The sequence below is a fragment of the Streptomyces sp. SudanB52_2052 genome (genome assembly GCF_964272415.1).
Lineage (GTDB): Bacteria > Actinomycetota > Actinomycetes > Streptomycetales > Streptomycetaceae > Streptomyces > Streptomyces olindensis.
Map to the genome: position 1 here is coordinate 1,166,026 of NZ_OZ186796.1, position 21,417 is coordinate 1,187,442.

Here is a 21,417-nt window from a genome sequence, read left to right on the forward strand (position 1 = left end):
TCCCGCCGCCCTCACCCCGGGCAACACGCACCCGGGCAACGCACTCACCCGAGCAACCAGCCCCCGTCCACGGTCAGTTCGACCGCGTTGACCGACTGGTTGCGCAGCAGGAAGTCGACCGCGTCCACCACGTCCGCCATCGTGGCGAGCCGCCCCGTGGGCGTCTCGGTGCGCAGCGCGGCGAGCACCTTCTCCGGTTTGGCCTGCCAGTACGGGCTGTCGCCGACGACGCCGGGGTGCACCACATTGACCCGGACGGGCGCGAGTTCGACGGCGAGGGAGTTCATCAGGCCCCGCACACCGGCGTTGACCGTGGCCACCGTCGTCGCGCCCGGGTAGGGGCGCTCCTTGGCCTGGCCGCCGAACAGCACGATGGCGCTGCCGTCGTGCAGCCGGTTCCGCAGCGCGTGCACGACCTCGGTGTAGCCGACGAGCTTGAGGGTGACCAGGCGCAGGGCGGCGTCGATGTCGTAGTCGGTCACCTTGTTGTCGTCCCGGGAGACACCCGCGATGACCAGGTGGTCCACGCGCCCCACGCCGGCGAGGGCCGCCGCGATCTCCAGCGGCCGTGCCAGGTCCAGGGCGAGCCCCCGGGCGCCGGCCTCCTTCGCGACCGCGTCGGCCCGGTGGGCGTCGCGGCTGGTGAGGACCACGTCGTCGCCGCGCCCGGCGCGCGCCCGGGCGAACTCCAGACCGATCCCGGATGTGCCGCCGACGACGAGCACCCTGCTCATGACCCCTCCTCCAGTGCCGTACGCAGGTAGTCCCAGTCCCGCGTGAACCGGTACGAGTGCCGTGCCGGCGGCTGCGGCGCCTGGGTCTCCAGCCAGCGCAGCGGCCCCTGCCCGGCGTTGATGAAGCCGTGCACGCAGCCGGTGCCCGCCCAGGCGAGGTCCCCGGGCTCCAGCCGGTACCGCTCGCCGTCGAGGGTGGCCTCCGCGACGCCCTCGAGGATCAGGTACGTCTCCTCGAAGGGGTGGTCGTGGGTGCCGATGACCCCGTCGGACGCGTACCGCACCATGAACATCGTCGAGCCGACCGCGCCCAGGTCGCCGTCGACCATCATCTTCACAGTGATCCCGCTGTAGACCAACAGCGCGGTGCGCATGCTCGCCGTGGCGGCCAGCAGGTCCTGGGACTGCTTGGCGGGGTCCATCTGGTCGGGCTCGAAGTGGCCGAAGGAGCGGGTGCGCGGGTCGCGGACGTCGACGCGGACCGGGTCGCGGGCGGGCAGGCCGGGCACCGCCTGGGTGTCGTACCCGTAGCGGGCCCGTGGGACGGGGGCCAGCATGTCCGCCCAGCGGCCGCCGGCGGCCCCGGCCCCGCGCCAGGCGTGCGGCACCCCGATCGGCAGCAGGCCGTAGTCGCCCTCCTCCAGCAGGTACGCGCCTTCGGGCACGTCGAGGATCACGCCTCCGGCGAGGACATGGAAGGTCTCCTCGTAGGAGTGGACATGGGCGGGGACGCGGCCGTCGGGCCGTAGGTCGCACAGGCCGAAGCCGGTGTGCACACTGCCGTCGTCCTCGCCGACCAGCGTCCGCCGCCGGTGGCCGTGACGGTCGTAGGGCGGCTCGGGCAGGTCGGCGGCGCGTCGTACCAGGTGGTTCGTCATGCCGTCGCCTTCGCCCTCTTCTCCTCCTTCGCCGCGAGGAGCCGGTCCCGGGACTCCCCGACGAGCCGCAGGGCGCGTGCGGTGTCGGCGAGCAGCCGGCCGTCCCGCTTCCGGAGCACGCCGTCGACGAGCACGGTGTCCACGTTGGCCACGTCGGCGCAGAGGGTCACCGCGGCCGCCGCGTCGTGCACGGGGGCGACGTTCAACGCGGTGGCGTCGATCGCGACGATGTCGGCACGCTTGCCGGGGGTGAGGGAGCCGGTGCGGTCCTCCAGCCCGGCGACGTGGGCGCCGTTGACGGTGGCGATCTCCAGCATCTGCCGCGCGGTGAGCATGGTGTCGGGCACCGGCATGTTGGCCTGCCAGCAGTCGGCGTTGACGCGGGCGCGTTCGGCGCCGAAGGCCGCGCGGATCTGGGTGAACATGTCGCCGGGCACGGTGGTGACGACGTCGGTGCTCAAGGAGGGCCGCAGGCCGTGCTCGATTGCCTGCATCACGGGCGGCCAGCCGTGCCCCATCTGGAGCTCCACCTGCGGCGCGACCGACACCGTCCCGCCGCTGTCGGCGACCATCCGCCACTCCTCCTCGCTGAGGTAGCAGCAGTGGACATAGGTGGTGTCCGGGCCGAGGAGGCCCAGGCCGCGCAGTTGCCGGACCATGCCGAAGCGGCCGGCAAGCCGCCCCATGGCGACATGCACCGTGATGGGGAGGCCGAGTTCGCGGGCGAGTGCCCACTCCTGTGCGACGACCTCGTCGACGCAGAAGCCGGGTCCGCGGGTGGCGAGGGCCATGGTCAGCAGGCCGTCGTCGGACGCGAAGTGCGTCGACCGGATCCGCCGCACGTCGTCCGCCGGGATCGCGATCCTGCTCTCGAACCAGTAGTCGGCGAGGGAGGTGTTGGCGCTGCCGTAGGCGTACTGCGCGCGGATGCCGCTCTCCGCCAGGGCCTGGACCGCGGCGTCCGGGTGTTCGGGGGTGTTGTTGATGTGCGACCAGTCGACGAGCGTGGTGATGCCGGCGTCGAGGCACTCCAGCGCGCCCGCGAGATTGCCCGCGTGGACGTCCTCCGGGGTGTACAGGGGCGCGAAGGTGTCGAGGATGTCGACGAAGTAGTCGTCGAGGGTGGCGTCGGGTGCGACGCCCCGGATCGGGGCCTCCCAGGTGTGGCGGTGGGTGTCGACGAAGCCGGGGATCACGATGCGGCCGCTCATGTCGAGGACCTCGGCGTCGGCGCTGATCTCGGGCTGGACGGCGGCGATCCGGCCGTCCTCGACGAGGACGTCCCCCTGGGGCAGGTCCCCGATGTCGGGGTCCATCGAGATCACGTGACCGGAGCGCAGCAGAGTCCTGGTGGTCATCGCGCTTCCTCCCATGGGGTGTCGGTGCGTGCGGTGGGTGGCTCAGTAGGCGGCCAGTCCCCGGACCGCCGTGACGACCTTGTCGACGGTGGGGATGACCTGTTCCTCCAGCGCGTCGGCGAAGGGCAGCGGGACGCACTCCCCCGCCACCCGCCGCACGGGCGCGTCCAGCAGGCCGAAGCCCTCGTCGGCGACGATCGAGACGACGGTGGCGCCCCAGCCGCCCTGGTACGGGTTCTCCTCGACGGTGACGAGCCGCGAGGTCCTCCGCAGGGAGGCGAGAACGGTCGCGGCGTCCAGCGGGACCAGGCAGCGCAGGTCGACCACCTCCGCCTCGATCCCCTCCCCCGACAGCGCGTCGGCGGCCTTCAGGGCCAGGGGCACCATCGAGGCCAGGGCGACGAGTGTGACGTCCTCGCCCTCGCGGACGACGGCGGCGCGGCCCAGCTCGACGACGTGCCCGGGCGGTGGCGGTGCCCCCTTGGCGGCCAGGAGCGCCTTGTGCTCGAAGAAGACCACGGGGTCGTCGCTGCGGATCGCCGCGGCCATCATGCCGATGACGTCGGACGGTGTCGCCGGTGCGGCGATCTTCAGGCCCGGCACGGTCAGCGCCCAGTTCTCGGTGGCCTGGGAGTGCTGGGCGCCGAAGCCGAGTCCGCCGCCGTTGGCGGTGCGCACGACGAGCGGCACGGTCACCTGGCCGCCGGTCATGTAGCGGACCTTGGGGATCTCGTTGGCGAGGTAGTCCCAGCAGCAGGCCAGGAAGTCGGAGAACATGATCTCCGCTACGGGCCGCATCCCGGTCATCGCGGCGCCCATCGCCGCACCCGCGATGGCCTGTTCGGATATGGGCGTGTCCCACACCCGCTCGGGCCCGAACTCCTTCAGCAGCCCCGTGGTCGTCTTGAACACCCCGCCGGCCGCGCCGATGTCCTCCCCGAGGCACACCACCGACGCGTCCCGGCGCATCTCGCGCGCGATGCCCTCGGCGACCGCCTCCCGGTAGGTGATCAGGTCCGCCATGCGGCACCTCCGTCCGCCCACACGTCGGTCAGCGCCTCCCGCGGGTCGGGGTCCGGTGCGGCCCTGGCCGCCTCGACGGCCCGCTCCACGAGCGCCCGGGCCCGCTCGTCGGCCGCGGCGACCGTCTCCTCCCCGACCCCCAGCTCGGCGAGCCGCCCCCGGGTGAGGTCCAGCGGGTCGTGCTTCAGCCACCGTTCGACCTCCTCGGCCGGGCGGTAGGCCGCCGGGTCGGCGCGGCTGTGCCCGAAGTGGCGGTAGGTCTCGGCCTCCAGCACGGCGGGCCCGTCTCCGGCCCGGGCCCGGCGCGCCAGCCGCCCCACCGCCTCCTCGACGGCCTCCACGTCGTTGCCGTCGACGACCTCGCCCGGGATGCCGTGGGCGGGTGCCCGGTCGGCGGCGGGCCGGGACACGGACGTGACGTCGGCGATCGGCGTGTACTCCATGTACAGGTTGTTCTCACACACGAACAGCACGGGCAGCCGCCAGACGGCGGCCAGGTTGAGCGACTCGTGGAAGGCACCGATGTTGGTGGCGCCGTCGCCGAAGAAGGCGACCGCGAGCTGCTGGGTGCCGCGCAGCCGGGCCGACCACGCGGCGCCGACCGCCATCGGCAGGTGGGAGCCGACGATGGCGTACGAGCCGAGCATGCCGGTGGCCGCCTTGGTCAGGTGCATGGAGCCGCCCTTGGCCCGGCACAGCCCGGTCGCCCGGCTCATCAGCTCGGCGAGGCACTCCTCGGGGGTGGCGCCCCGGGCGAGGGCATGGTGGTGGCCCCTATAGGTGGCGAACACATAGTCGTCCGGGCGCAGGGCGGCGCTCGCCCCCACAGCGATCGCCTCCTGCCCGGCGGCGAGATGGGTGGTGCCCTTGACGAGCCCCTGGAGGAACAGGTCGTGGGCGGCCTTCTCCGTGCGGCGGATGACGGCCATCCGCTCGTAGCAGGTGAGGAGTCCAGCCGCTTCCATCAGCCCGCTCCGTCGCCACGCGCGGTGTTGAGGTGGGACTGCGCCTCGCGCCGGGTGTTCAGCTCGCCGCCGACCGTCCAGTACTTGCGGCCCGCCACCAGCAGTTCCTCCGCAGGGAACTTGGTGATGACCTCGCAGCCGTCGGCGGTGACGACCAGTTCCTCCTCGATGCGGGCGGCGGACCAGCCGTCGGCGGCCGGCCAGTACGTCTCCAGGGCGAACACCATGCCCTCCTCGAGGACTTCGGGGTGGTCGAGGGAGACCAAGCGGCTGAAGATGGGCTTCTCCCAGATCGACAGGCCGACGCCATGGCCGTACTGGAGGGCGAAGGCGGCGGTCTCGTCGGCGAAGCCGAACTCCTCGGCCCGCGGCCACACCCGGACGACGTCGGCGGTGGTCGCCCCCGGCCGGACGAGCGCGATGGCCTCGTCCATGTACTCCCGGCAGCGCACGTAGGCGTCGCGCTGCGCCCGGGAGGCGCTGCCCACGGCGAACGTGCGGTAGTAGCAGGTGCGGTAGCCGAGGTGGCTGTGCAGGATGTCGAAGAAGGCGGGGTCGCCGGGGCGGACCAGACGGTCGCTGTAGACGTGCGGATGCGGTGAACAGCGCTCGCCCGAGATGGCGTTGACGCCCTCCACGTACTCGCTGCCGAGGTCGTACAGCACCTTGCTGACGACCCCGACGCACTCGTTCTCGCGGACGCCCGGGCGCAGGTACCCGTACAGCGCCTCGTAGGCCGCGTCGACCATCGCGCAGGCCTGGGTGAGCAGGGCGATCTCGTCGCCGGTCTTGATGCGGCGGGCCTCCAGGAAGACCTGCTGCCCGTCGACGACGTCGATGCCCTCGGCGCGCAGCGCGGCGAGGACGGGCATCTCGGCGACGTCCACGCCGAGCGGTTCGCCGGCCAGCCCGTGGTCGCGCAGCTCGGTGGCGATCTTGGCGGCGACGTCCTCGGCGATGCCCGCGTCCGGGTGGAAGGCGCCGCGCAGGGTGGAGATGCCGGCGCGGGCGCCGGTGGGCGGGCCGCCCTTGCCGTCGCTGTGGTCGAGCCACGGGTTGTACAGCTGGTGGTGGCGGGCGGCGGAGCCGAAGTCCCAGACGACCGGTTCGCCGTCGCGCACCAGCAGGGCGAAGCGGATCAGCTTGTCCATGGCCCAGGTGCCGATGTGGGTGGCCGTCATGTAGCGGATGTTGGCGAAGTCGAAGCTGAGCACCGCGCCCAGGGCGGAGCGGTTCAGCGACTCGTGCAGCCGGGCCAGCCGCTGTCCGCGCAGTCGGTCCAGGTCGATGCGCTCTTCCCAGTCGACGGCGTTGGGTCCGTATGTGTGGATCGCCATGGCGACCACCCCCACTTCGGAGTGAACGCCCGGGTGGCAGGAGTGTCAAGTGTCACTGAACGTCGCCGGACACGAACCAGACGCCCACAGCGGGTACCTCTCCATCGTTGCGGTAGCGGTGGGGGGTCGTCGACTCGAAGCAGACGGAGTCGCCCGGGCGGACCGGGTACTCGTCGAAGCCGAGCGTGAGGATCAGTTCGCCGGAGATCAGGTAGCCGTACTCGGTGCCCGGGTGCCGCATCAGCGCGCCGGAGCCGGAGGAGGCGCCGCCGGGCCGGTAGGTCACCAGCAGGAAGTCGACGTCCGTGCCCGGCACCCGTCCGAGCCGTTCCCACACGACGCCCGAGTCCAGCTCCAGCGTCTCGCGCTCACCGGCCGTGGCCAGCGGCCCGATCCGGCGGCCCGGGTCGGCGGCGAGGACGGCCGGGGCGTGCGGGACGGTGCCGCGCACCGCCGGGAGCGCCGTCGCCCCGGGTCCCTCGCGGGCGTCGAAGAGGGACTCGACGGAGATGCCCAGGGCCGTGGTGATCGCGTACAGGGTGCTGACGGACGGCTGGCTCTTGCCGGTCTCGATCTGCGACACGAGGCTCGCCGACACGCCGACCTCCCGGGCGAGCGCGCGCAGACTCGTGCCGCGCTCCAGGCGGGCCTGCCGGATGCGCGCACCGACGGGCGGCACGACGGCCGGGGACACGGGCGGCTCCTCTCTCCATGCGCGCGGGGCGCGGCATGTTCAGCTTCATTGAACAGCTCGCGCGGTGTGCCACGCCAGGGAGGCTCCCGGGATCCGCTTCAGCCGCCGCCCGCCGGGAAGGTCGCGGTCACCTGCCACCCCGCTCCCGCCCGGGGCCCGGCCCGCAGATCCCCGCCCAGCGCCGTGACCCGCTCCGTCAGCCCGACGAGCCCGAAGCCACCTCCGTGGGCGGCCTCGGGCAGCTGGGTGCCGCCGTGGCCGTCGTCCGCCACCGTGACCTCCAGCCGGTCACCGGTCCGGGCCAGGCGGACGGTGACCTCCGTGGCGTCGGCCGCGTGCCGCCGTACGTTGGTCAGCGCCTCCTGCACGACCCGGAAGGCCGCCGCCTGCACCTCGTGCGGCAGGTCGTCGGAGACGGCCGGGTCGCGGTGCAGGACGGACTTCTGGCCCGGGCTCGCGAAGCCGTCGACCAGGTCGGCGATGCCGGCCAGGTCGCCGACGGGACGGCGGTCGGCTGCCTCCGGGCCCGTGTCGCGCAGCACGCCCACGGTGCGTCGCATGGACGCCAGCGCCTCGGTCGCCGCGCGTTCGATGCCGGCCAGGACGGGGTCGAGGTCCTGCGGCTGCCGGGCCGCCATCATGCGGGCCATCTGGGTCTGCACGAGGATCCCGGTGACGTGGTGGGCGACGAAGTCGTGCAGGTCGGCGGCGATGGCGACGCGTTCCGCGCGGCGCGTGTCGACGACCGCGACGGTACGCCGGTAGTCCAGGGAGCGCAGGTATCCGGCGAGCCCGGCGACGAGCCCGGCCAGGACCAGGCCGATCACGACGGACGGCAGCGCGTCCTCCAGCGGCGACCGGAGGTACCGCACCGGCAGCAGGAGCAGGGCCACCGCGTCGAGCACACCGCACGGCAGCGCCCAGGGCGACGGGCAGTGGCGTACGGCGATGAACAGCAGGCTGAGCAGGATCAGCACCTCGCCCGGACCGAACGGCACCTCCGTGCGCCCGGCCAGCAGCACGCCCGTCGTGAAGAGTAGGGAGGCCGCGGCGGGCACGGCGGTGCGCAACTGCGGGGTGAGCCACCGGGGCCTGCGGTCGGCCGGCCACAGCACGGCGGCGAGCCCGGCGAGCAGTACCGCCGTCGGCGGCCAGAGGCTGTGCCCGAACCCGACGTGGATCACCACGTCGTACGCGGAGGCCGCCACCAGGAAGCCGACGGCGAAGCCCCGCAGGCACCCCCGGGGAGAGGTCGATCTCATGCCGCTCACGGTAGGCGAGGACCACGGGCGCGGAGATCGCCCGATCGGCCGAGGGCCTGGTCCGCAGGGTGTGGCCGTTCGGCCGAGGCGCGTGTCCGGGTCCGCGGGCGAGGGTGGAGGCACATCCCTCACCCTCCGTCACCTGGATGCCCGAGCGGTGACCAAGGCATGATCGACCCATGACGACCCCAGAACCGGCCACCGCCGGCCGCTCCGGCGCTCCCATCCGGGTGCTCATCGCGGACGACCAGGACATGGTCCGCACCGGATTCCGGTTCTTCCTCGACGCCCAGCCGGACATCACCGTGGTCGCCGAGGCCCGCGACGGCGAGGAGGCCGTGGCGCTGGCCCGCCGCGAACGCCCGGACGTGTGCCTGCTGGACATCCGGATGCCGAAGCTGGACGGTCTGGAGGCGACCCGGCTGCTGGCCGGGCCCCAGGTCGCCGACCCCATGCGGGTGGTCGTGGTGACCACCTTCGACCTCGACGAGTACGTGTACGGCGCGCTGCGCGGCGGCGCCTGCGGCTTCCTGCTCAAGGACTCCGGGCCGACCCTCCTCGCGGAGGCCGTGCGCGCCGCCGCCGCGGGCGACTCGCTGGTCTCCCCGTCGGTCACGGTCCGCCTGCTCAAGCACGTCACGGCGGCGACGCCCGCCGACAGCGCGCCCCGGACGGCGTCCCCGGCCCCCGCGGCGCCGCTCCGGGAGCCGCTGACCGAGCGCGAGCTGGACGTGGTCCGGCTGGTCGCCCTCGGCCGCACCAACGCCGAGATCGCGGCGGAACTGTACGTCTCGCTCTCCACGGTCAAGACGCACCTGTCCAGCGTCCAGGTCAAGCTGGCCGCCCGGAACCGCGTCGAGATCGCGGCCTGGGCCTGGCAGAACGGGCACGCCCGGACCGACGCGTGAGGCGTCCGCGCCCCGGCGGGGCGCTCACCCGAACAGTCCGGCGCCGGTGGTGGGCCGCCGGCACCGGTGGTGCGCTGAGGACACGCGTCATGTCCCCAGGAGGCATTCCCGATGACCCGTCGTCCGCCCCGGCACACCCGCGTCCTCTCCTGCGCCCTCGCGGCGGGCACGCTCCTGGCCGGCGCCGCCTGCTCCGACGGCGGCGGCGAGGACGGCTCGCGCGTCTCGGGCGTCAACGCGTCGCAGGTCGCCGGGGAGCGGCGGCAGACCCCCTCCCCCACCGCCACGCTCACCGAGCGCGGCGCACGGACCGCGCTGATCACCGAGGCGGACATCGAGGACGACTGGACCCAGGTGAAGCAGGCGGAGGCCCAGAACTGGCACGACGGCCTGCTCATCGGCAGGGTGGACGTCTCCGACTTCCTCACCGCCAAGGCCCAGGCCGCCGACTGCCAACGGCTCATGGACTCCCTCTTCGACGACGATCTGCTGGGCAGGCCGTCGGGCGTGTCCGCGCTGCGCGGCTTCACGCAGGGCGACTCCCGCCTGCTGTACCAGGTCGCCTCCTACGACCGGATCCACCCGCAGAAGTCCTTGAACTGGCTGGCCTCCCTGCCGCGGGAGTGCGATCAGTTCACCGTGACCGACGGCCGTGAACAGCGCACCGTCCAGGTCGTCGCCACCTCGCCGCCCGCCGTGGGCGACGCCCGTGAGGGCCTGCGCGTGACGGTGCGGGGCCCCATCGGGGGCACGGAGGCCACCCTCACGCTGGACGTCGCCGCCGTGCGCGTCGGCGACGACGCGATCACCGTCACGGCGGGCGGGCTCGACGGTGCCGAGCAGAACTCCGTCGAGCAGGCGGCGCGGCTCGGCACCCAGCGCCTGGAGGACGTCCTGGCCGGGCGGACGCCCGCCGCGAGCCCCGACTGATCCACGTCGCAGGTCCGCGGCCGAACCACGTCGCAGGCCCGCTGCTCGCTCCTGCCGCGCACCGACGGCTCCACCGGCTCCACCGGCTCTGCCGATTCCCGGGACAGCGTGATCAACGGGACGGCACAATGACGGCGATGGCCGGTTTCGGTCGCTCGTGCGAGGAGAGGAAGAGACGTGAGTGAGAGCCACACCCCGCCGAGCGGCTCGGCGAGGCTGAACACCGGTGTGGCGCACAACGCGCGCGTGTGGAACTACTGGATCGGCGGCAAGGACAACTACGAGGTCGACCAGCAGGTCGGCGAGCACGTCGCCGGCATGTTCCCGATCATCCGGGACATCGCCCGGGCGGACAGGGAGTTCCTGGGCCGAGCCGTGTCGTACCTGGCCGGCGAGCGCGGAGTGCGGCAGTTCCTCGACATCGGCACGGGCCTGCCGACGGCGGACAACACCCACGAGATCGCCCAGCGCATCGCGCCCGACGCACGGATCGTCTACGTCGACAACGACCCGATCGTGCTGGTGCACGCCCGCACCCTGCTGACCGGCACCAGCGACGGCGCCACCGCCTACATCGACGCCGACGTCCACGACCCGGACGCCATCATCGAGCGGGCGGGGCACACCCTCGACCTCACCCGGCCCGTCGCCGTGATGATGCTGGGCATCCTCAACTTCGTCCTGGACACCGACAAGGCCCGGGACATCGTGCGCCGGGTGATGGCCGCGGTCCCCTCCGGCAGCTTCCTGGTCCTCACCCACCCGACCTTCGACGACGAGCTCGGCGGCGCGGGCCAGATCCCGGCCATGAAGTTCTGGAACGAGAACGCCACTCCCCCGATCACGGCCCGCAGCGGCACCGACATCGCCGCGTTCCTCGACGGTCTCGACCTGCTCGATCCGGGCATGGTGTCGTGCGGGCAGTGGCGCGCCGAGCCCGGCTCGGCCGTGCTGGTTCCGCAGTACGGCGCGGTGGCCGTGAAGCCCTGAGGCGTGTGGCCGGTCACAGTTCTCCTGGAGCGGCTACCCAGGAAGTCCACACGGCTGAAAGTATGATCAAGCGATGTCTGACATGACCGAAACCACGCCCGGCTGGCTGTCCTCCGACGAGTTGGAGATGGCGCGCGCCCGCATGCCGATCCTGTATGTCGAGGCCGTCCCGGTACGCGTCGACGACAGCGGCGAAGTCACCAGCGTCGGCCTGCTGCTGCGCATCGGGCCCGACGGTACGGTCAGCCGGACGCTGGTCTCCGGTCGCGTACTGCACCACGAGCGCGTCCGTGACGCCCTGCTGCGCCATCTGGAGAAGGACCTCGGGCCGGTCGCCCTGCCGCGCGTCCCGGCCTCGCTCCAGCCGTTCACGGTCGCGGAGTACTTCCCGACCCAGGGCATCACCCCGTACCACGACCCCCGCCAGCACGCGGTGTCCCTGGCCTACATCGTGCCGGTGACGGGTGACTGCCGGCCCCGGCAGGACGCGCTGGACCTGGTGTGGTTCAGCCCGCAGGAGGCCCTGTCGGAGGCGGTGCAGAGCGAGATGCCGGGTGGGCACGGGGTACTGCTGAAGCAGGCGCTGGCGCACGCGGGCTGTGCGATCTGACCGCTCGCGGCGGTGACGAGAGGATCTTCGCCGATGCGGCTTCCCGACATGCCGCTGCACGATCCGTTCGTCGTCGCCGACGACGTGACGCGCACGTACCACCTCTACACGTCGAACGTCCCCTCCGTGTCGGGCGTCGACGGCACCGGCACGATGGTCTACCGCAGTCGCGACCTGCGCGACTGGACGCACCCGGTCGTGGTGTTCCGGACGGCCGAGCAGGACGGGATCTGGGCGACCGACGGCGCGTGGGCACCGGAGGTGCACGCGTGGGGCGGCAGGTACTACCTGTTCACGACGCTGCACGACGAGAGCAGGCCGCTCCCGGTCCCGCCGCCGAACCGGTGGGGCGTGCCGTTCCGCACCCCGACCCACATGCGCGGCACGATCACGGCGGTCTCCGACTCGCTGCTCGGCCCCTTCACCGTCCTCGACCCCTCGCGCCCGGTCCCGCCCGAGCACCTCATGACCCTCGACGGCACGCTGTACACCGACCCGGCCGGGCAGCCGTGGATGGTGTACGCGCACGAGTGGCTGCAGACCATCCACGGCACGATGGAGGCGGTCCGGCTGACCCCGGACCCGTCCGGGACGGTCGGCGACCCGGTCCACCTCTTCTGTTCCGCACCTTCGACGGGCGGCTGATGCTGATCCTGCACCGGCCCTTCGAGAACGTCCGCGGGAAGCTGTACGAGATGCGGCTCGACGGCCACGCGCTGGAGATCCTGCGTCGGCGCGACGACTTGGACGGCGGCGGCTGAGCCGGACCGGCGGTGGCTGCCGGGAAAGCAATCAGCGGGCCTGCCGATGTCGGCAGACCCGCTGGTCGACTCTGTCGGGACGACAGGATTTGAACCTGCGACCCCTTGACCCCCAGTCAAGTGCGCTACCAAGCTGCGCCACGTCCCGTTGCCCGTCTGACCTGGGGGTTTCCCCTGGCCGAACGCGCAGGGAAACAATACCGCACTCGCACCGGTGATCGCGCATCCGTTTCTCGCGGGTGCCGCTTGACCTCAACATTGGTTGAGGTTGCACGCTCGTCGTCATGACCAACGCGACGCACACGTACACGTACCGGTACGCCGACCTGCCGGGGCTGATGGCCCTGATGACCGGCGACGAGAAGCACGGCCCGGCCGCGACGTCCACGCTGGACGTGCTGTGGGTGCTCTACGACCGGGTGCTGCGGGTGAGCCCGGAGGGGACGGCCGACCCGGAGCGGGACCGTTTCCTGCTGTCGAAGGGACACGGGCCGATGGCGTACTACGCCGTACTGGCCGCCAAGGGCTTCCTGCCGGTGGAGTGGCTGCCGGGGTTCGGCTCGTACGACTCCCCGCTCGGCCACCACCCGGACCGCACGCTCGTGCCGGGGGCCGAGATCGGCAGCGGCTCGCTGGGGCACGGGCTGCCGATCGCCGTCGGCACGGCGCTGGGACTGCGCGCCCAGGGCCTCCACGAGCCGCGGGTGTGGACGCTCGTCGGGGACGCCGAGCTGGACGAGGGCAGCAACCACGAGGCGATCGCCTTCGCCGGGCCCGCCGGACTCGACCGGCTGCACACGGTCGTCATCGACAACTCCTCGGCGACGTACGCCCGTCCCGGCGGGATCGCCGCCCGTTTCGAGGCCGCGGGCTGGTCCGCGCTGACCGTCGACGGCCGTGACCACGAGGCGCTGTACGCCGCCTTCACCGCGCCGCACCCGGGCCGCCCGCACGTGGTGGTGGCCCGCGTCGAGCCGAAGTCCGCCTGACCCCCGACCCCCGACTCCCGACCCCACGGAAGGAATCCGTACCCATGGACACCATGCGTGACCGTTTCGCCCCTGTCGTCTCCCGGCTGCTCGACGAGGACCCCCGGGTCGCCGTGGTCCTCGCCGAGATCGGCGTGGACGGCTTCAGCGAGGCCGCCCGCCGCCATCCCGACCGGGTCGTCAACGTCGGCATCCGCGAGCAGCTCCTCGTCGGCGCGGCGGCGGGGCTGGCGCTGACCGGGCTGCGGCCCGTCGTGCACACCTTCGCCAGCTTCCTCGTGGAGCGGCCCTTCGAGCAGGTCAAGCTGGATCTCGGACACCAGGACGCGGGCGCGGTGCTGGTGAGCGCCGCCGCCTCCTTCGACTGGCCCGCCGGGGGCTACACCCACATGGCGCCCGGCGACGTGGCCCTCCTCGACACCCTGGACGGCTGGACCGTCCACGTCCCGGGCCACCCGGACGAGGCCGAGACGCTGCTGCGGCACGCGGTCGCCGCGGGCGACGACAAGGTGTACGTACGGCTGTCCCTGCAGTCCAACAGCCTTGCGCTGCCGGTGGACGGGGAGCGCTTCCGCACCGTCCGCGAGGGGCGCTCCGGTGTGGTGGTCGCCGTGGGGCCGACGCTCGACGCGGTGCTCGCCGCCACCGAGGGCCTGGACGTCACCGTGCTGTACGCGACGACCGTCCGCCCCTTCGACGGGGCCGCCCTGCGCCGCGCCACCGAGACGGCCGGGACGGACATCGTCCTGGTCGAGCCCTATCTGGCGGGCACGTCGACGGCCGCCGCGAACGACGCGCTGTCCGATGTGCCGCACCGGGTGCTCGGGCTGGGCGTGGGCCGGCGCGAACTGCGGCGGTACGGGCAGCTGGAGGAGCACGTCGCCGCCCACGGGCTCGACGCCCGGTCGCTGCGGGAGCGCGTCGGGAGCTTCCTCGGGGCAGGGGCGGCCGCTGTCGCGTGAGCGCCGGAGGGTGTCACTCCGCCGGAAGGCCCAGCCGGGGATGTGCCTCCAGGAGCCGCGTCGGGGCCGCCTGGCGCCAGGAGTCGGTGAGGATGTCCCGCAGTTCGGCCTCGTCCTCGAGCGCGTCGAGCCGGGCCCGGACCCAGGCGAACTGCGCCTCGTGGTCCGCGATCCAGAACTTGCCCGGCTCGGCGAGCACCAGTTCGTCCCGCTCCACCTTGGGGCAGCGCACGGCGATGGACGTCTCGTCCTCCGGCAGCGTGGCGAACATCTTGCCCGCGACCCGGAACGTGGGCATGCTCCAGGCGATCTTCTCCGTCGTGTCCGGCAGGGACAGGGCGATCCGTCGTACGTCTTCGGCATCCGGCATGGCAGGCACGGTATCTCCCGCCACTGACAATCACCTGGTGGGAGCGGTCGCCGGCACGTGCTTGTAGTAGATCGTCGTCGGCCGGAGCACTCCGTCGGGGCGCGCCGCGTAGTCGGGGATCGCGCCGATCGCGGTCCAGCCGGCGGACCGGTACAGGTGCTCGGCCGGGCTGCCGGTCTCGGTGTCCAGGTGAAGCAGGGTGATGCCGGCCGCCGCGGCGGCGTCCTCCGCGGTGGCCAGGAGCGCGCGTCCGAGGCCCCGCCCCCGGGCCTCCCGGCGCACCATGAGCTTCACGACCTCGGCGCGGTGGCGGCTGTTGGTCTTGCCGGGGAAGGCCAGGCTCACCGTGCCCAGTACGCGGTCCCCGTCGCGGGCCGCCCAGACGGCGAGCCGGCCCGCCGCCACGTCGGCGGCCCGCTCCTGCCACCAGGCCAGGGCCTCCGCGCGGTCGAGCGGGGCGAGGAAACCGACCGAGGCGCCGCCGTCGACGGTGTCGGCCAACAGGTCCGCCAACGCCCCGGCATGACGCCGCAGCCGGGTTTCGTCCAGACGGATCACGGCCGCACCACCGCCAGCAGGTACCGGGCGCCCTCGGGGGCGGCACACCGGAACCGGGTCGGCCCCCACACGCGCATCCGCAGGCAGTCACCGGTGCCCAGGTGGTGTGCGGTGTCCTGCGCGGTCACCTCCAGGGCCCCTTCGAGCACCCAGATGTGCTGCTCCAGGCCGGCCACCGGAGGGCGGTCGTAGGCGAGGTCGGCGCCGGCGGTGAGCCGTCCCTCGACGAGTTCGCCGCGCAGCCCCGGGTGCGGTGGGGACACGGACCGCCGTACGAAGCCGGAGGCCCGGTCCTGCCACTCGGGCTGGTCGGCGGTGCGCACCACGGGTGCCGGCTCGGCCTCGACCTCGCTGAGGAGCTGGGACATGGTCCGGCCGTAGACGGCGCACAGGCGGTTCAGGAGCGAGGCCGTGGGGCTGATCTCGGCCCGCTCGGCACGGGAGAGGGTGGACCGGCTCACTCCGCTGCGGTCGGCCAACTCGCCCAGGGAATAGCCGTGTTGGGCTCGCAGCTCAGCCAGGCGGGCACCCAGCCTGGTGTCGACGGGGTCCAACTCGTCGCTTCTCATATCCGGGACGCTATCCCGGATATGAGACGAGCGCGTTAAGGAGTCCTCACATCGGGGCCACCGCGCTCAGCGCGTCCAGCACCGGCCGGATGAGCGGGTGCTCCTCGGCTCCCCGGCGTACGGCGGCGAAGACCCGGCGCGTGGGGGGCGTGCCGTCGACGGGGCGGACGACCACGCGGGCGAGGTCCATGCCGCGCAGCGCCGAGCGCGGTACGAGGGCCACACCGGCATCGGCCGAGGCGAGGGCGACGACCGCGCGGAAGTCGTCCGAGGAGTGCTCCATGCGGGGTTGGAAACCGGCGTTCTCGCAGGCCAGGACCACCACGTCATGGCAGGGGTTGCCGGGGTAGGGGCCGATCCAGCAGTCCTTGGCCAGTTCGGCGAGCGGCACCTCGGCCGCGTCGGCCAGGCGGTGGCCGACCGGGACGACCGCGTCGAAGGGCTCCGCGTACAGCGGTACGTGGGCCAGCCGGGGGTCGTCGGCGGGCGGGGCGCCGCGGTACTCGACCGCGACAGCGACGTCCACCTGCCGGTCCAGCACCATCGGCAGGCTGGCGTCGCCCTCGGCATCCTGGACGCGGATGCGGATGCCGGGCGCCGACTCGGCGAGGCGGGCCACCGCGGGCGCCACGACCAGGACGATCCCGGTGGCGAAGGAGGCGACCGTGACGGTGCCGGCCGCTCCCGAGCTGTAGGCGGCGAGCTCGGCCTCGGCGCGCTCCAGCTGGGCGAGGACCGCGTTGGTGTGGCTGAGCAGGATCTCGCCGGCCGGGGTGAGCCGTACGCCCTTGGCGCCGCGCTCGACGAGCCGGTGGCCGGTCTCCTGCTCCAGCGCGGCGAGCTGCTGGGAGACGGCCGACGGGGTCAGGTACAGCGCGGCAGCAGCCGCCGTCACCGTGCGGTGGTCGGCCACCGCACGGAGGATGTGGAGCCGCCGCGCCTCGATCATGCGATCGATTCTCTCAGGTCACCGCTGCTTCTCAGCCCTCCAGCTCCGCCCGTGCCGCGACGAACGCGTCCACCGCGCGGTGCACGTCGTCCGTGGAGTGGGCGGCCGACAGCTGCACGCGGATCCGGGCCTGCCCCTGGGGCACGACCGGGTAGGAGAAGCCGATCACGTACACGCCGCGCTCCAGCAGGAGTTCGGCCATGCGGCCGGCCTTCGCCGCGTCGCCGATCATCACCGGGGCGATGGCGTGGTCGCCGGGGAGGACGTCGAAGCCCTCCTCGGTCATGCGGCCGCGGAAGAGCGCCGTGTTCTCGGCGAGCCGTACGCGCAGGTCGTCCGCCGACTCCAGCAGGTCGAACACCTTCAAGGACGCCGCCGCGATCACCGGGGCCAGCGTGTTCGAGAACAGGTACGGCCGGGAGCGCTGGCGCAGCACGGCGACGATCTCCGCGCGGGCGGCGACGTAGCCGCCGGAGGCGCCGCCGAGGGCCTTGCCGAGGGTGCCGGTGATGATGTCGACGCGGTCCATGACGCCGTGCAGCTCGGGCGTGCCGCGGCCGCCCGGGCCGACGAAGCCGACGGCGTGGGAGTCGTCGACCATGACCATGGCGTCGTAGCGGTCGGCGAGGTCGCAGATCTCGCGGAGCGGGGCCACGTAGCCGTCCATGGAGAAGACGCCGTCGGTGACGATCAGCCGGCGCCGCGCGTCGGAGGCCTCCTTCAGGCGGGCCTCCAGCTCGGCGAGGTCGCGGTTGGCGTAGCGCAGGCGGCGGGCCTTGGACAGGCGGATGCCGTCGATGATCGACGCGTGGTTGAGCGCGTCGGAGATGACCGCGTCCTCCGGGCCGAGCAGCGTCTCGAACACGCCGCCGTTGGCGTCGAAGCAGGAGGAGTAGAGGATCGTGTCCTCCTGGCCGAGGAACGCCGACAGCCGCGCCTCCAGCTCCTTGTGCACCTCCTGGGTGCCGCAGATGAAGCGCACGGAGGCCATGCCGTAGCCCCAGCGGTCCAGGGCCTCGTGGGCGGCGTCGACGACCTCGGGGTGGTCGGCGAGGCCGAGGTAGTTGTTGGCGCAGAAGTTGAGGACCTCGCCGGGGCGGCCGCCCGCGGTGACGGCGACGGTCGCGGACTGCGGGGTGCCGATGACCCGCTCGGGCTTGTGCAGTCCGGCGGCGCGAATCTCGTCGAGGGTGGCGCGCAGGTCGTCACGCACGGAGTCGAACATCAGGAAGCTCCTAAGGTGCTCGCGGAGGGAGGGAGTCTTGCGGGGGGGGCGGGAGTTACGCCGTCCAGTCGAGGATGACCTTGCCGCCGCGGCCGCTCGCCGCGTCGGCGAACGCCGCCTCGAAGTCGCGGTAGCCGTACCGGCCGGTGATGACGGGGGCGAGGTCGAGCCCGCCCTCCAGCAGGACCGACATGGCGTACCAGGTCTCGAACATCTCGCGGCCGTAGATGCCCTTGAGGGTGATCATCGAGGTGACGATCCGGGCCCAGTCGACCGGGAACTCCTCGGCGGGCAGGCCGAGCATCGCGATCCGGCCGCCGTGCGTCATGTTGGCGATCATGTCGCGCAGCGCCTCGGGGCGGCCGGACATCTCCAGGCCGACGTCGAAGCCCTCACGCAGCCCGAGCGTGCGCTGCCCGTCGGCGATGGTGGCGCCGGAGACGTCGAGCGCGAGACTGACGCCGATCTTGCGCGCGAGCTCCAGACGCTCCTCGCTGACGTCGGTGACCATGACGTGGCGGGCGCCGGCGTGCCGGGCCACGGCGGCGGCCATCAGGCCGATGGGGCCCGCGCCGGTGATCAGCACGTCCTCGCCGACGAGCGGGAAGGACAGCGCGGTGTGCACGGCGTTGCCGAACGGGTCGAAGATCGCGGCCACGTCGAGGTCGACGGGCACCCGGTGCACCCACACGTTGGCGGCGGGCAACGTCACGTACTCGGCGAACGCCCCGTCCCGGCCCACGCCCAGCCCTATGGTGGCCCGGCACAGGTGGCGGCGGCCCGCCAGGCAGTTGCGGCACTTGCCGCACACCAGGTGCCCTTCGCCGCTGACCCGGTCGCCGACGCCGATGTCGGTGACGTCCCGCCCGGTCTCGACGACCTCGCCGACGAACTCGTGCCCGACCACGAGCGGGGTGTCGATCGCCTGCCGGGCCCAGCCGTCCCAGGCCCGGATGTGCAGGTCGGTGCCGCAGATGCCGGTGCGGAGCACCTTGATCAGCACGTCCGCGGGCCCGACGGCGGGTTCCGGGACGTCCGTGAGCCAGAGACCGGGCTCCGCCTTCTGTTTGACCAGCGCCTTCACCGCTACGGCTCCTGAGGGTGGGTCCCGGCTCCGGGCATGCCGAAGGAGCCCCTGGGCCGGGAGAGGAGTGGGATCGCACAGCAATCTGCCGTACGGCTGCCGCACCGGTCCATCGAGGTTTTCTTAAGCGCCGCCTCAGCTTTCCTTCACGCCTCCACGGGCACGGCGGACATCAGGGCGTTCAGTAGGGCAGCAGGCCGTCCCGGCCCTCCAGCTCCATGGCGAGCCGCGCGGCGTGCTCCTTGATGGCGGTCAGGCCCGGCTTGCCCCAGGGCCGTGGCTCGACGTCGGCGACGCTGACCGTGCCCAGCACCAGGCCCGTGCCGTCGATGAGCGGTGCGCCCAGGTAGGAGCGGACACCGAACTCGTCGACCACGGGGTTGCCGGCGAACCGCGGATAGTCGTGGACGTCCTCCAGGACCAGGGCCTTGCGTCGCGCCACCACATGGGGGCAGAACCCATGGTCGCGGGGCAGCGTGCGGCCGAGCTGCGGGCTGGTGCCGTCGCTCCGCACGACCGGCGCCACGGCCGGGACGTACAGACCGGCGTAGAACTGCCCCTGCTCGCCGGGGAAGTTGACCATGGCGTAGGGCGCCCCGGTCAGCTCGGCGAGGCGGTGGGCGAAGGTGTCGAGTGCGGGTTCGGGGCGCTCCCCGAGGCCCAGCCCGCGCAGTCGGCGGGCGCGGGCTGGGGCCTCCTTGTCCTCGGGTGTGAGAAGCAGACGACCGGCCGGGCGCGGCGGGTCGTAGCTCATGGGCACGCTCCCGGAGTGTGGGCATGCGTCATATACGGTCTCCCTGAGGGTGGTTGGAGATCACATGTGGGCGCCATACCCCGTCGCGGGGGCGGGCGCGTGGGCGATGAGGTGGCGCACCAGGGTCAGCAGGGTCTGGACCCCGGAGCTGGAGATCCGGGCGTCGCAGCACACGACGGGGACCTCCTCGGGCAGGTCGAGTGCCGCGCGCACCTCCTCGGGGTCGTAGCGGTGGGAACCGTCGAACTCGTTGACGGCGATGATGAAGCCGAGGCCGCGCTGCTCGAAGAAGTCGACGGCCGCGAAACACTCCTGGAGGCGTCGGGTGTCGGCGAGGATGACCGCCCCGAGCGCTCCCTCGCACAACTCGTCCCACATGAACCAGAATCGCTCCTGGCCGGGCGTGCCGAAGAGGTAGAGCACGTGCTGCGGGTCGAGCGTGATGCGGCCGAAGTCCATGGCCACGGTCGTCTCGACCTTGTTCTCGATGCCGTCGAGGTTGTCGGTCGCGGCGCTGACGGTGGTGAGCAGCTCCTCCGTGCTGAGCGGTGCGATCTCGCTGACCGCGCCGACGAAGGTCGTCTTGCCCACGCCGAACCCGCCCGCCACCAGGATCTTCAGCGCGGTGGGAAACGGGTCGGCGCCGCGGCCGGGTCCGTCGGCGTAGTCAGAGCTGTCGTCGTAGTCCATCGAGCACTGCCTCCAGAAGAGCCCGGTCCGTCGGGTTGTGGTGGAACGCGGGGGGCTTGGTGGTCAGCGCCCCGCAGTCGACGAGGTCCGCCAGCAGCACCTTGGTGACGGCCACCGGCAGTTTCAGATACGCGGCCACCTCGGCGACCGCGACGGGCACACGGCACCGCTCGAGCGCCTCCGCGTGTTCGGGGCCGAGATAGCCGAGGGGGGTCGCCCCGGTGGCCATCACCTGCGACACGAGGTCGAGCGCGACGGTGGGACGGGTACGGCCGTTGCTGACCGTGAACGGGCGCACCAGGCGCCCGGCCGCGTCGTCGAGCCAGGGCCCGTCACCGGCCGCCGTCACGCTCAAGGCCTCATCGCCGGGGATTCGACGGACTGCCGGGGAGCGGTCACCAGGTAGGGGCGGACGCTCTTGACCAGCATCGCCATCTCGTAGCCGAGCACGGCCGCGTCGGCCTCCCGGCCGGCGAGCACGGCCAGGCAGGTGCCGGAGCCGGCGGTGGTGACGAACAGCAGGGTCGAGTCGAGCTCGACCACGACCTGCCGTACGTCGCCGCCGTCGCCGAAGCGGACGCCGGCGCTGCGGCCGAGGGAGTACAGGCCCGAGGCCAGCGCGGCCATGTGGTCGGCGCTGTCCGGGTCGAGGCCGTGCACGGACTTCACGAGTCCGTCGCAGGACAGCAGCACGGCGGCGGTCGTGTGCGGTACGCGCTGCACGAGGCCGCTCATCAGCCAGTCGAGATCGGATACATGGGCGGTCGGCGCATCGCTCGCCATGGTGGATCGACTCCTTGGGGTACGAAGGTCTGCG

General features: G+C 72.7%; 24 protein-coding genes, 1 tRNA gene and 1 pseudogene. 7 read left to right on the forward strand and 19 right to left on the reverse strand.

Annotated features, from left to right (window positions below; all coding sequences use genetic code 11):
* Nucleotides 1-44: 44 nt before the first annotated feature.
* The 8 genes from ACSUPV_RS05030 to ACSUPV_RS05065 all read right to left on the reverse strand — a co-directional run bounded on the left by ACSUPV_RS05030 (nt 45) and on the right by ACSUPV_RS05065 (nt 8,251).
* Nucleotides 45-734 carry an SDR family oxidoreductase gene (locus tag ACSUPV_RS05030; RefSeq protein ID WP_037770490.1) on the reverse strand — a complete coding sequence of 230 codons (690 nt, stop codon included), beginning with the start codon at nt 732-734 and terminating at the stop codon, nt 45-47.
* Nucleotides 731-1,612: a cupin domain-containing protein gene (locus ACSUPV_RS05035; RefSeq protein WP_436947004.1), complete on the reverse strand. Its 882-nt coding sequence runs from the start codon at nt 1,610-1,612 to the stop codon at nt 731-733. The genes ACSUPV_RS05030 and ACSUPV_RS05035 overlap by 4 nt, the downstream gene beginning before the upstream one ends.
* Complete coding sequence (locus ACSUPV_RS05040) at nt 1,609-2,970, reverse strand: amidohydrolase family protein (RefSeq protein WP_359790394.1); 1,362 nt, start codon at nt 2,968-2,970, stop codon at nt 1,609-1,611. Before ACSUPV_RS05040 ends, ACSUPV_RS05035 begins: the two co-directional genes overlap by 4 nt.
* 42 nt (nt 2,971-3,012) lie before the next feature.
* Entirely contained in the window at nt 3,013-3,993 is a 981-nt protein-coding gene (locus ACSUPV_RS05045; protein ID WP_436947005.1) for an alpha-ketoacid dehydrogenase subunit beta, read from the reverse strand.
* The gene (locus ACSUPV_RS05050; protein ID WP_436947006.1) at nt 3,981-4,958 is read right to left on the reverse strand and encodes a thiamine pyrophosphate-dependent dehydrogenase E1 component subunit alpha; all 978 of its coding nucleotides are present in this window, start codon (nt 4,956-4,958) and stop codon (nt 3,981-3,983) included. Before ACSUPV_RS05050 ends, ACSUPV_RS05045 begins: the two co-directional genes overlap by 13 nt.
* On the reverse strand, nt 4,958-6,295 hold the full coding sequence (locus tag ACSUPV_RS05055) for a M24 family metallopeptidase (protein ID WP_436947007.1): 1,338 nt from the start codon (nt 6,293-6,295) through the stop codon (nt 4,958-4,960). Before ACSUPV_RS05055 ends, ACSUPV_RS05050 begins: the two co-directional genes overlap by 1 nt.
* 52 nt (nt 6,296-6,347) lie before the next feature.
* Nucleotides 6,348-6,989 carry a helix-turn-helix domain-containing protein gene (locus ACSUPV_RS05060; protein ID WP_436947008.1) on the reverse strand — a complete coding sequence of 214 codons (642 nt, stop codon included), beginning with the start codon at nt 6,987-6,989 and terminating at the stop codon, nt 6,348-6,350.
* Nucleotides 6,990-7,087: 98 nt separating this feature from the next.
* Nucleotides 7,088-8,251, reverse strand: coding sequence for a sensor histidine kinase (locus ACSUPV_RS05065; protein ID WP_436947009.1), 1,164 nt, complete (start codon nt 8,249-8,251; stop codon nt 7,088-7,090).
* A gap of 179 nt (nt 8,252-8,430) precedes the next feature.
* Between ACSUPV_RS05065 and ACSUPV_RS05070 the strand changes: the two genes are divergently transcribed.
* From ACSUPV_RS05070 to ACSUPV_RS05090, 5 genes and pseudogenes are all read left to right on the forward strand, one after another.
* Nucleotides 8,431-9,159 (forward strand): response regulator, encoded by a 729-nt coding sequence (locus ACSUPV_RS05070; protein WP_382610069.1) that lies wholly within the window; start codon nt 8,431-8,433, stop codon nt 9,157-9,159.
* Between the two features lie 111 nt (nt 9,160-9,270).
* Nucleotides 9,271-10,089 (forward strand): hypothetical protein, encoded by an 819-nt coding sequence (locus tag ACSUPV_RS05075; RefSeq protein WP_382610072.1) that lies wholly within the window; start codon nt 9,271-9,273, stop codon nt 10,087-10,089.
* Nucleotides 10,090-10,266: 177 nt separating this feature from the next.
* Nucleotides 10,267-11,079: an SAM-dependent methyltransferase gene (locus tag ACSUPV_RS05080; RefSeq protein WP_031112782.1), complete on the forward strand. Its 813-nt coding sequence runs from the start codon at nt 10,267-10,269 to the stop codon at nt 11,077-11,079.
* A gap of 73 nt (nt 11,080-11,152) precedes the next feature.
* Nucleotides 11,153-11,689: an NUDIX hydrolase family protein gene (locus ACSUPV_RS05085; protein WP_031112781.1), complete on the forward strand. Its 537-nt coding sequence runs from the start codon at nt 11,153-11,155 to the stop codon at nt 11,687-11,689.
* A 33-nt stretch (nt 11,690-11,722) separates the two neighbouring features.
* Nucleotides 11,723-12,450: pseudogene (locus ACSUPV_RS05090) on the forward strand (family 43 glycosylhydrolase).
* Between the two features lie 74 nt (nt 12,451-12,524).
* On the opposite strand, the gene ACSUPV_RS05095 reads toward ACSUPV_RS05090, so the two are convergent.
* Nucleotides 12,525-12,598 (reverse strand) — tRNA-Pro (locus ACSUPV_RS05095).
* 136 nt (nt 12,599-12,734) lie between these two features.
* On the opposite strand from ACSUPV_RS05095, the gene ACSUPV_RS05100 reads away from it, so the two are divergent.
* Nucleotides 12,735-13,439, forward strand: coding sequence for a transketolase (locus ACSUPV_RS05100; protein WP_359790406.1), 705 nt, complete (start codon nt 12,735-12,737; stop codon nt 13,437-13,439).
* Nucleotides 13,440-13,483: 44 nt separating this feature from the next.
* Nucleotides 13,484-14,401, forward strand: a complete 918-nt coding sequence (locus tag ACSUPV_RS05105; protein ID WP_436947010.1) for a transketolase family protein — start codon at nt 13,484-13,486, stop codon at nt 14,399-14,401.
* A gap of 13 nt (nt 14,402-14,414) precedes the next feature.
* Here the strand turns inward: ACSUPV_RS05105 and ACSUPV_RS05110 are convergent, their stop codons facing one another.
* From ACSUPV_RS05110 to ACSUPV_RS05155, 10 genes are all read right to left on the reverse strand, one after another.
* Nucleotides 14,415-14,771 (reverse strand): MmcQ/YjbR family DNA-binding protein, encoded by a 357-nt coding sequence (locus tag ACSUPV_RS05110; RefSeq protein ID WP_031112777.1) that lies wholly within the window; start codon nt 14,769-14,771, stop codon nt 14,415-14,417.
* 30 nt (nt 14,772-14,801) lie between these two features.
* On the reverse strand, nt 14,802-15,329 hold the full coding sequence (locus tag ACSUPV_RS05115; RefSeq protein ID WP_031112775.1) for a GNAT family N-acetyltransferase: 528 nt from the start codon (nt 15,327-15,329) through the stop codon (nt 14,802-14,804).
* The gene (locus tag ACSUPV_RS05120) at nt 15,326-15,898 is read right to left on the reverse strand and encodes a helix-turn-helix domain-containing protein (protein WP_031112774.1); all 573 of its coding nucleotides are present in this window, start codon (nt 15,896-15,898) and stop codon (nt 15,326-15,328) included. Before ACSUPV_RS05120 ends, ACSUPV_RS05115 begins: the two co-directional genes overlap by 4 nt.
* Before the next feature lie 46 nt (nt 15,899-15,944).
* The gene (locus tag ACSUPV_RS05125; RefSeq protein WP_037770514.1) at nt 15,945-16,847 is read right to left on the reverse strand and encodes a LysR family transcriptional regulator; all 903 of its coding nucleotides are present in this window, start codon (nt 16,845-16,847) and stop codon (nt 15,945-15,947) included.
* Between the two features lie 31 nt (nt 16,848-16,878).
* A complete protein-coding gene (locus ACSUPV_RS05130) occupies nt 16,879-18,072 on the reverse strand; it encodes a glycine C-acetyltransferase (RefSeq protein ID WP_436947011.1) in 1,194 nt (397 codons plus the stop codon).
* Between the two features lie 55 nt (nt 18,073-18,127).
* On the reverse strand, nt 18,128-19,156 hold the full coding sequence (gene tdh / locus ACSUPV_RS05135) for an L-threonine 3-dehydrogenase (protein WP_031112768.1): 1,029 nt from the start codon (nt 19,154-19,156) through the stop codon (nt 18,128-18,130).
* Between the two features lie 181 nt (nt 19,157-19,337).
* On the reverse strand, nt 19,338-19,910 hold the full coding sequence (locus ACSUPV_RS05140; RefSeq protein WP_359790410.1) for a GAF domain-containing protein: 573 nt from the start codon (nt 19,908-19,910) through the stop codon (nt 19,338-19,340).
* 60 nt (nt 19,911-19,970) lie between these two features.
* Nucleotides 19,971-20,600: a GTP-binding protein gene (locus tag ACSUPV_RS05145; protein ID WP_031112766.1), complete on the reverse strand. Its 630-nt coding sequence runs from the start codon at nt 20,598-20,600 to the stop codon at nt 19,971-19,973.
* Nucleotides 20,578-20,949 carry a DUF742 domain-containing protein gene (locus ACSUPV_RS05150; RefSeq protein WP_031112765.1) on the reverse strand — a complete coding sequence of 124 codons (372 nt, stop codon included), beginning with the start codon at nt 20,947-20,949 and terminating at the stop codon, nt 20,578-20,580. The genes ACSUPV_RS05145 and ACSUPV_RS05150 overlap by 23 nt, the downstream gene beginning before the upstream one ends.
* A 2-nt stretch (nt 20,950-20,951) precedes the next feature.
* Nucleotides 20,952-21,383: a roadblock/LC7 domain-containing protein gene (locus ACSUPV_RS05155; protein ID WP_031112764.1), complete on the reverse strand. Its 432-nt coding sequence runs from the start codon at nt 21,381-21,383 to the stop codon at nt 20,952-20,954.
* Between the last annotated feature and the right edge of the window lie 34 nt (nt 21,384-21,417).

Excerpts from the sequence above, each read along its gene's own strand:
- ACSUPV_RS05030 (WP_037770490.1), bottom strand. The coding sequence starts at position 734 with ATGAGCAGGGTGCTCGTCGTCGGCGGCACATCCGGGATCGGTCTGGAG.
- ACSUPV_RS05035 (WP_436947004.1), bottom strand. The coding sequence starts at position 1,612 with ATGACGAACCACCTGGTACGACGCGCCGCCGACCTGCCCGAGCCGCCC.
- ACSUPV_RS05040 (WP_359790394.1), bottom strand. The coding sequence starts at position 2,970 with ATGACCACCAGGACTCTGCTGCGCTCCGGTCACGTGATCTCGATGGAC.
- ACSUPV_RS05045 (WP_436947005.1), bottom strand. The coding sequence starts at position 3,993 with ATGGCGGACCTGATCACCTACCGGGAGGCGGTCGCCGAGGGCATCGCG.
- ACSUPV_RS05050 (WP_436947006.1), bottom strand. The coding sequence starts at position 4,958 with ATGGAAGCGGCTGGACTCCTCACCTGCTACGAGCGGATGGCCGTCATC.
- ACSUPV_RS05055 (WP_436947007.1), bottom strand. The coding sequence starts at position 6,295 with ATGGCGATCCACACATACGGACCCAACGCCGTCGACTGGGAAGAGCGC.
- ACSUPV_RS05065 (WP_436947009.1), bottom strand. The coding sequence starts at position 8,251 with ATGAGATCGACCTCTCCCCGGGGGTGCCTGCGGGGCTTCGCCGTCGGC.
- ACSUPV_RS05070 (WP_382610069.1), top strand. The coding sequence starts at position 8,431 with ATGACGACCCCAGAACCGGCCACCGCCGGCCGCTCCGGCGCTCCCATC.
- ACSUPV_RS05075 (WP_382610072.1), top strand. The coding sequence starts at position 9,271 with ATGACCCGTCGTCCGCCCCGGCACACCCGCGTCCTCTCCTGCGCCCTC.
- ACSUPV_RS05085 (WP_031112781.1), top strand. The coding sequence starts at position 11,153 with ATGTCTGACATGACCGAAACCACGCCCGGCTGGCTGTCCTCCGACGAG.
- ACSUPV_RS05100 (WP_359790406.1), top strand. The coding sequence starts at position 12,735 with ATGACCAACGCGACGCACACGTACACGTACCGGTACGCCGACCTGCCG.
- ACSUPV_RS05105 (WP_436947010.1), top strand. The coding sequence starts at position 13,484 with ATGGACACCATGCGTGACCGTTTCGCCCCTGTCGTCTCCCGGCTGCTC.
- ACSUPV_RS05110 (WP_031112777.1), bottom strand. The coding sequence starts at position 14,771 with ATGCCGGATGCCGAAGACGTACGACGGATCGCCCTGTCCCTGCCGGAC.
- ACSUPV_RS05120 (WP_031112774.1), bottom strand. The coding sequence starts at position 15,898 with ATGAGAAGCGACGAGTTGGACCCCGTCGACACCAGGCTGGGTGCCCGC.
- ACSUPV_RS05125 (WP_037770514.1), bottom strand. The coding sequence starts at position 16,847 with ATGATCGAGGCGCGGCGGCTCCACATCCTCCGTGCGGTGGCCGACCAC.
- ACSUPV_RS05130 (WP_436947011.1), bottom strand. The coding sequence starts at position 18,072 with ATGTTCGACTCCGTGCGTGACGACCTGCGCGCCACCCTCGACGAGATT.
- ACSUPV_RS05140 (WP_359790410.1), bottom strand. The coding sequence starts at position 19,910 with ATGAGCTACGACCCGCCGCGCCCGGCCGGTCGTCTGCTTCTCACACCC.
- ACSUPV_RS05145 (WP_031112766.1), bottom strand. The coding sequence starts at position 20,600 with ATGGACTACGACGACAGCTCTGACTACGCCGACGGACCCGGCCGCGGC.
- ACSUPV_RS05155 (WP_031112764.1), bottom strand. The coding sequence starts at position 21,383 with ATGGCGAGCGATGCGCCGACCGCCCATGTATCCGATCTCGACTGGCTG.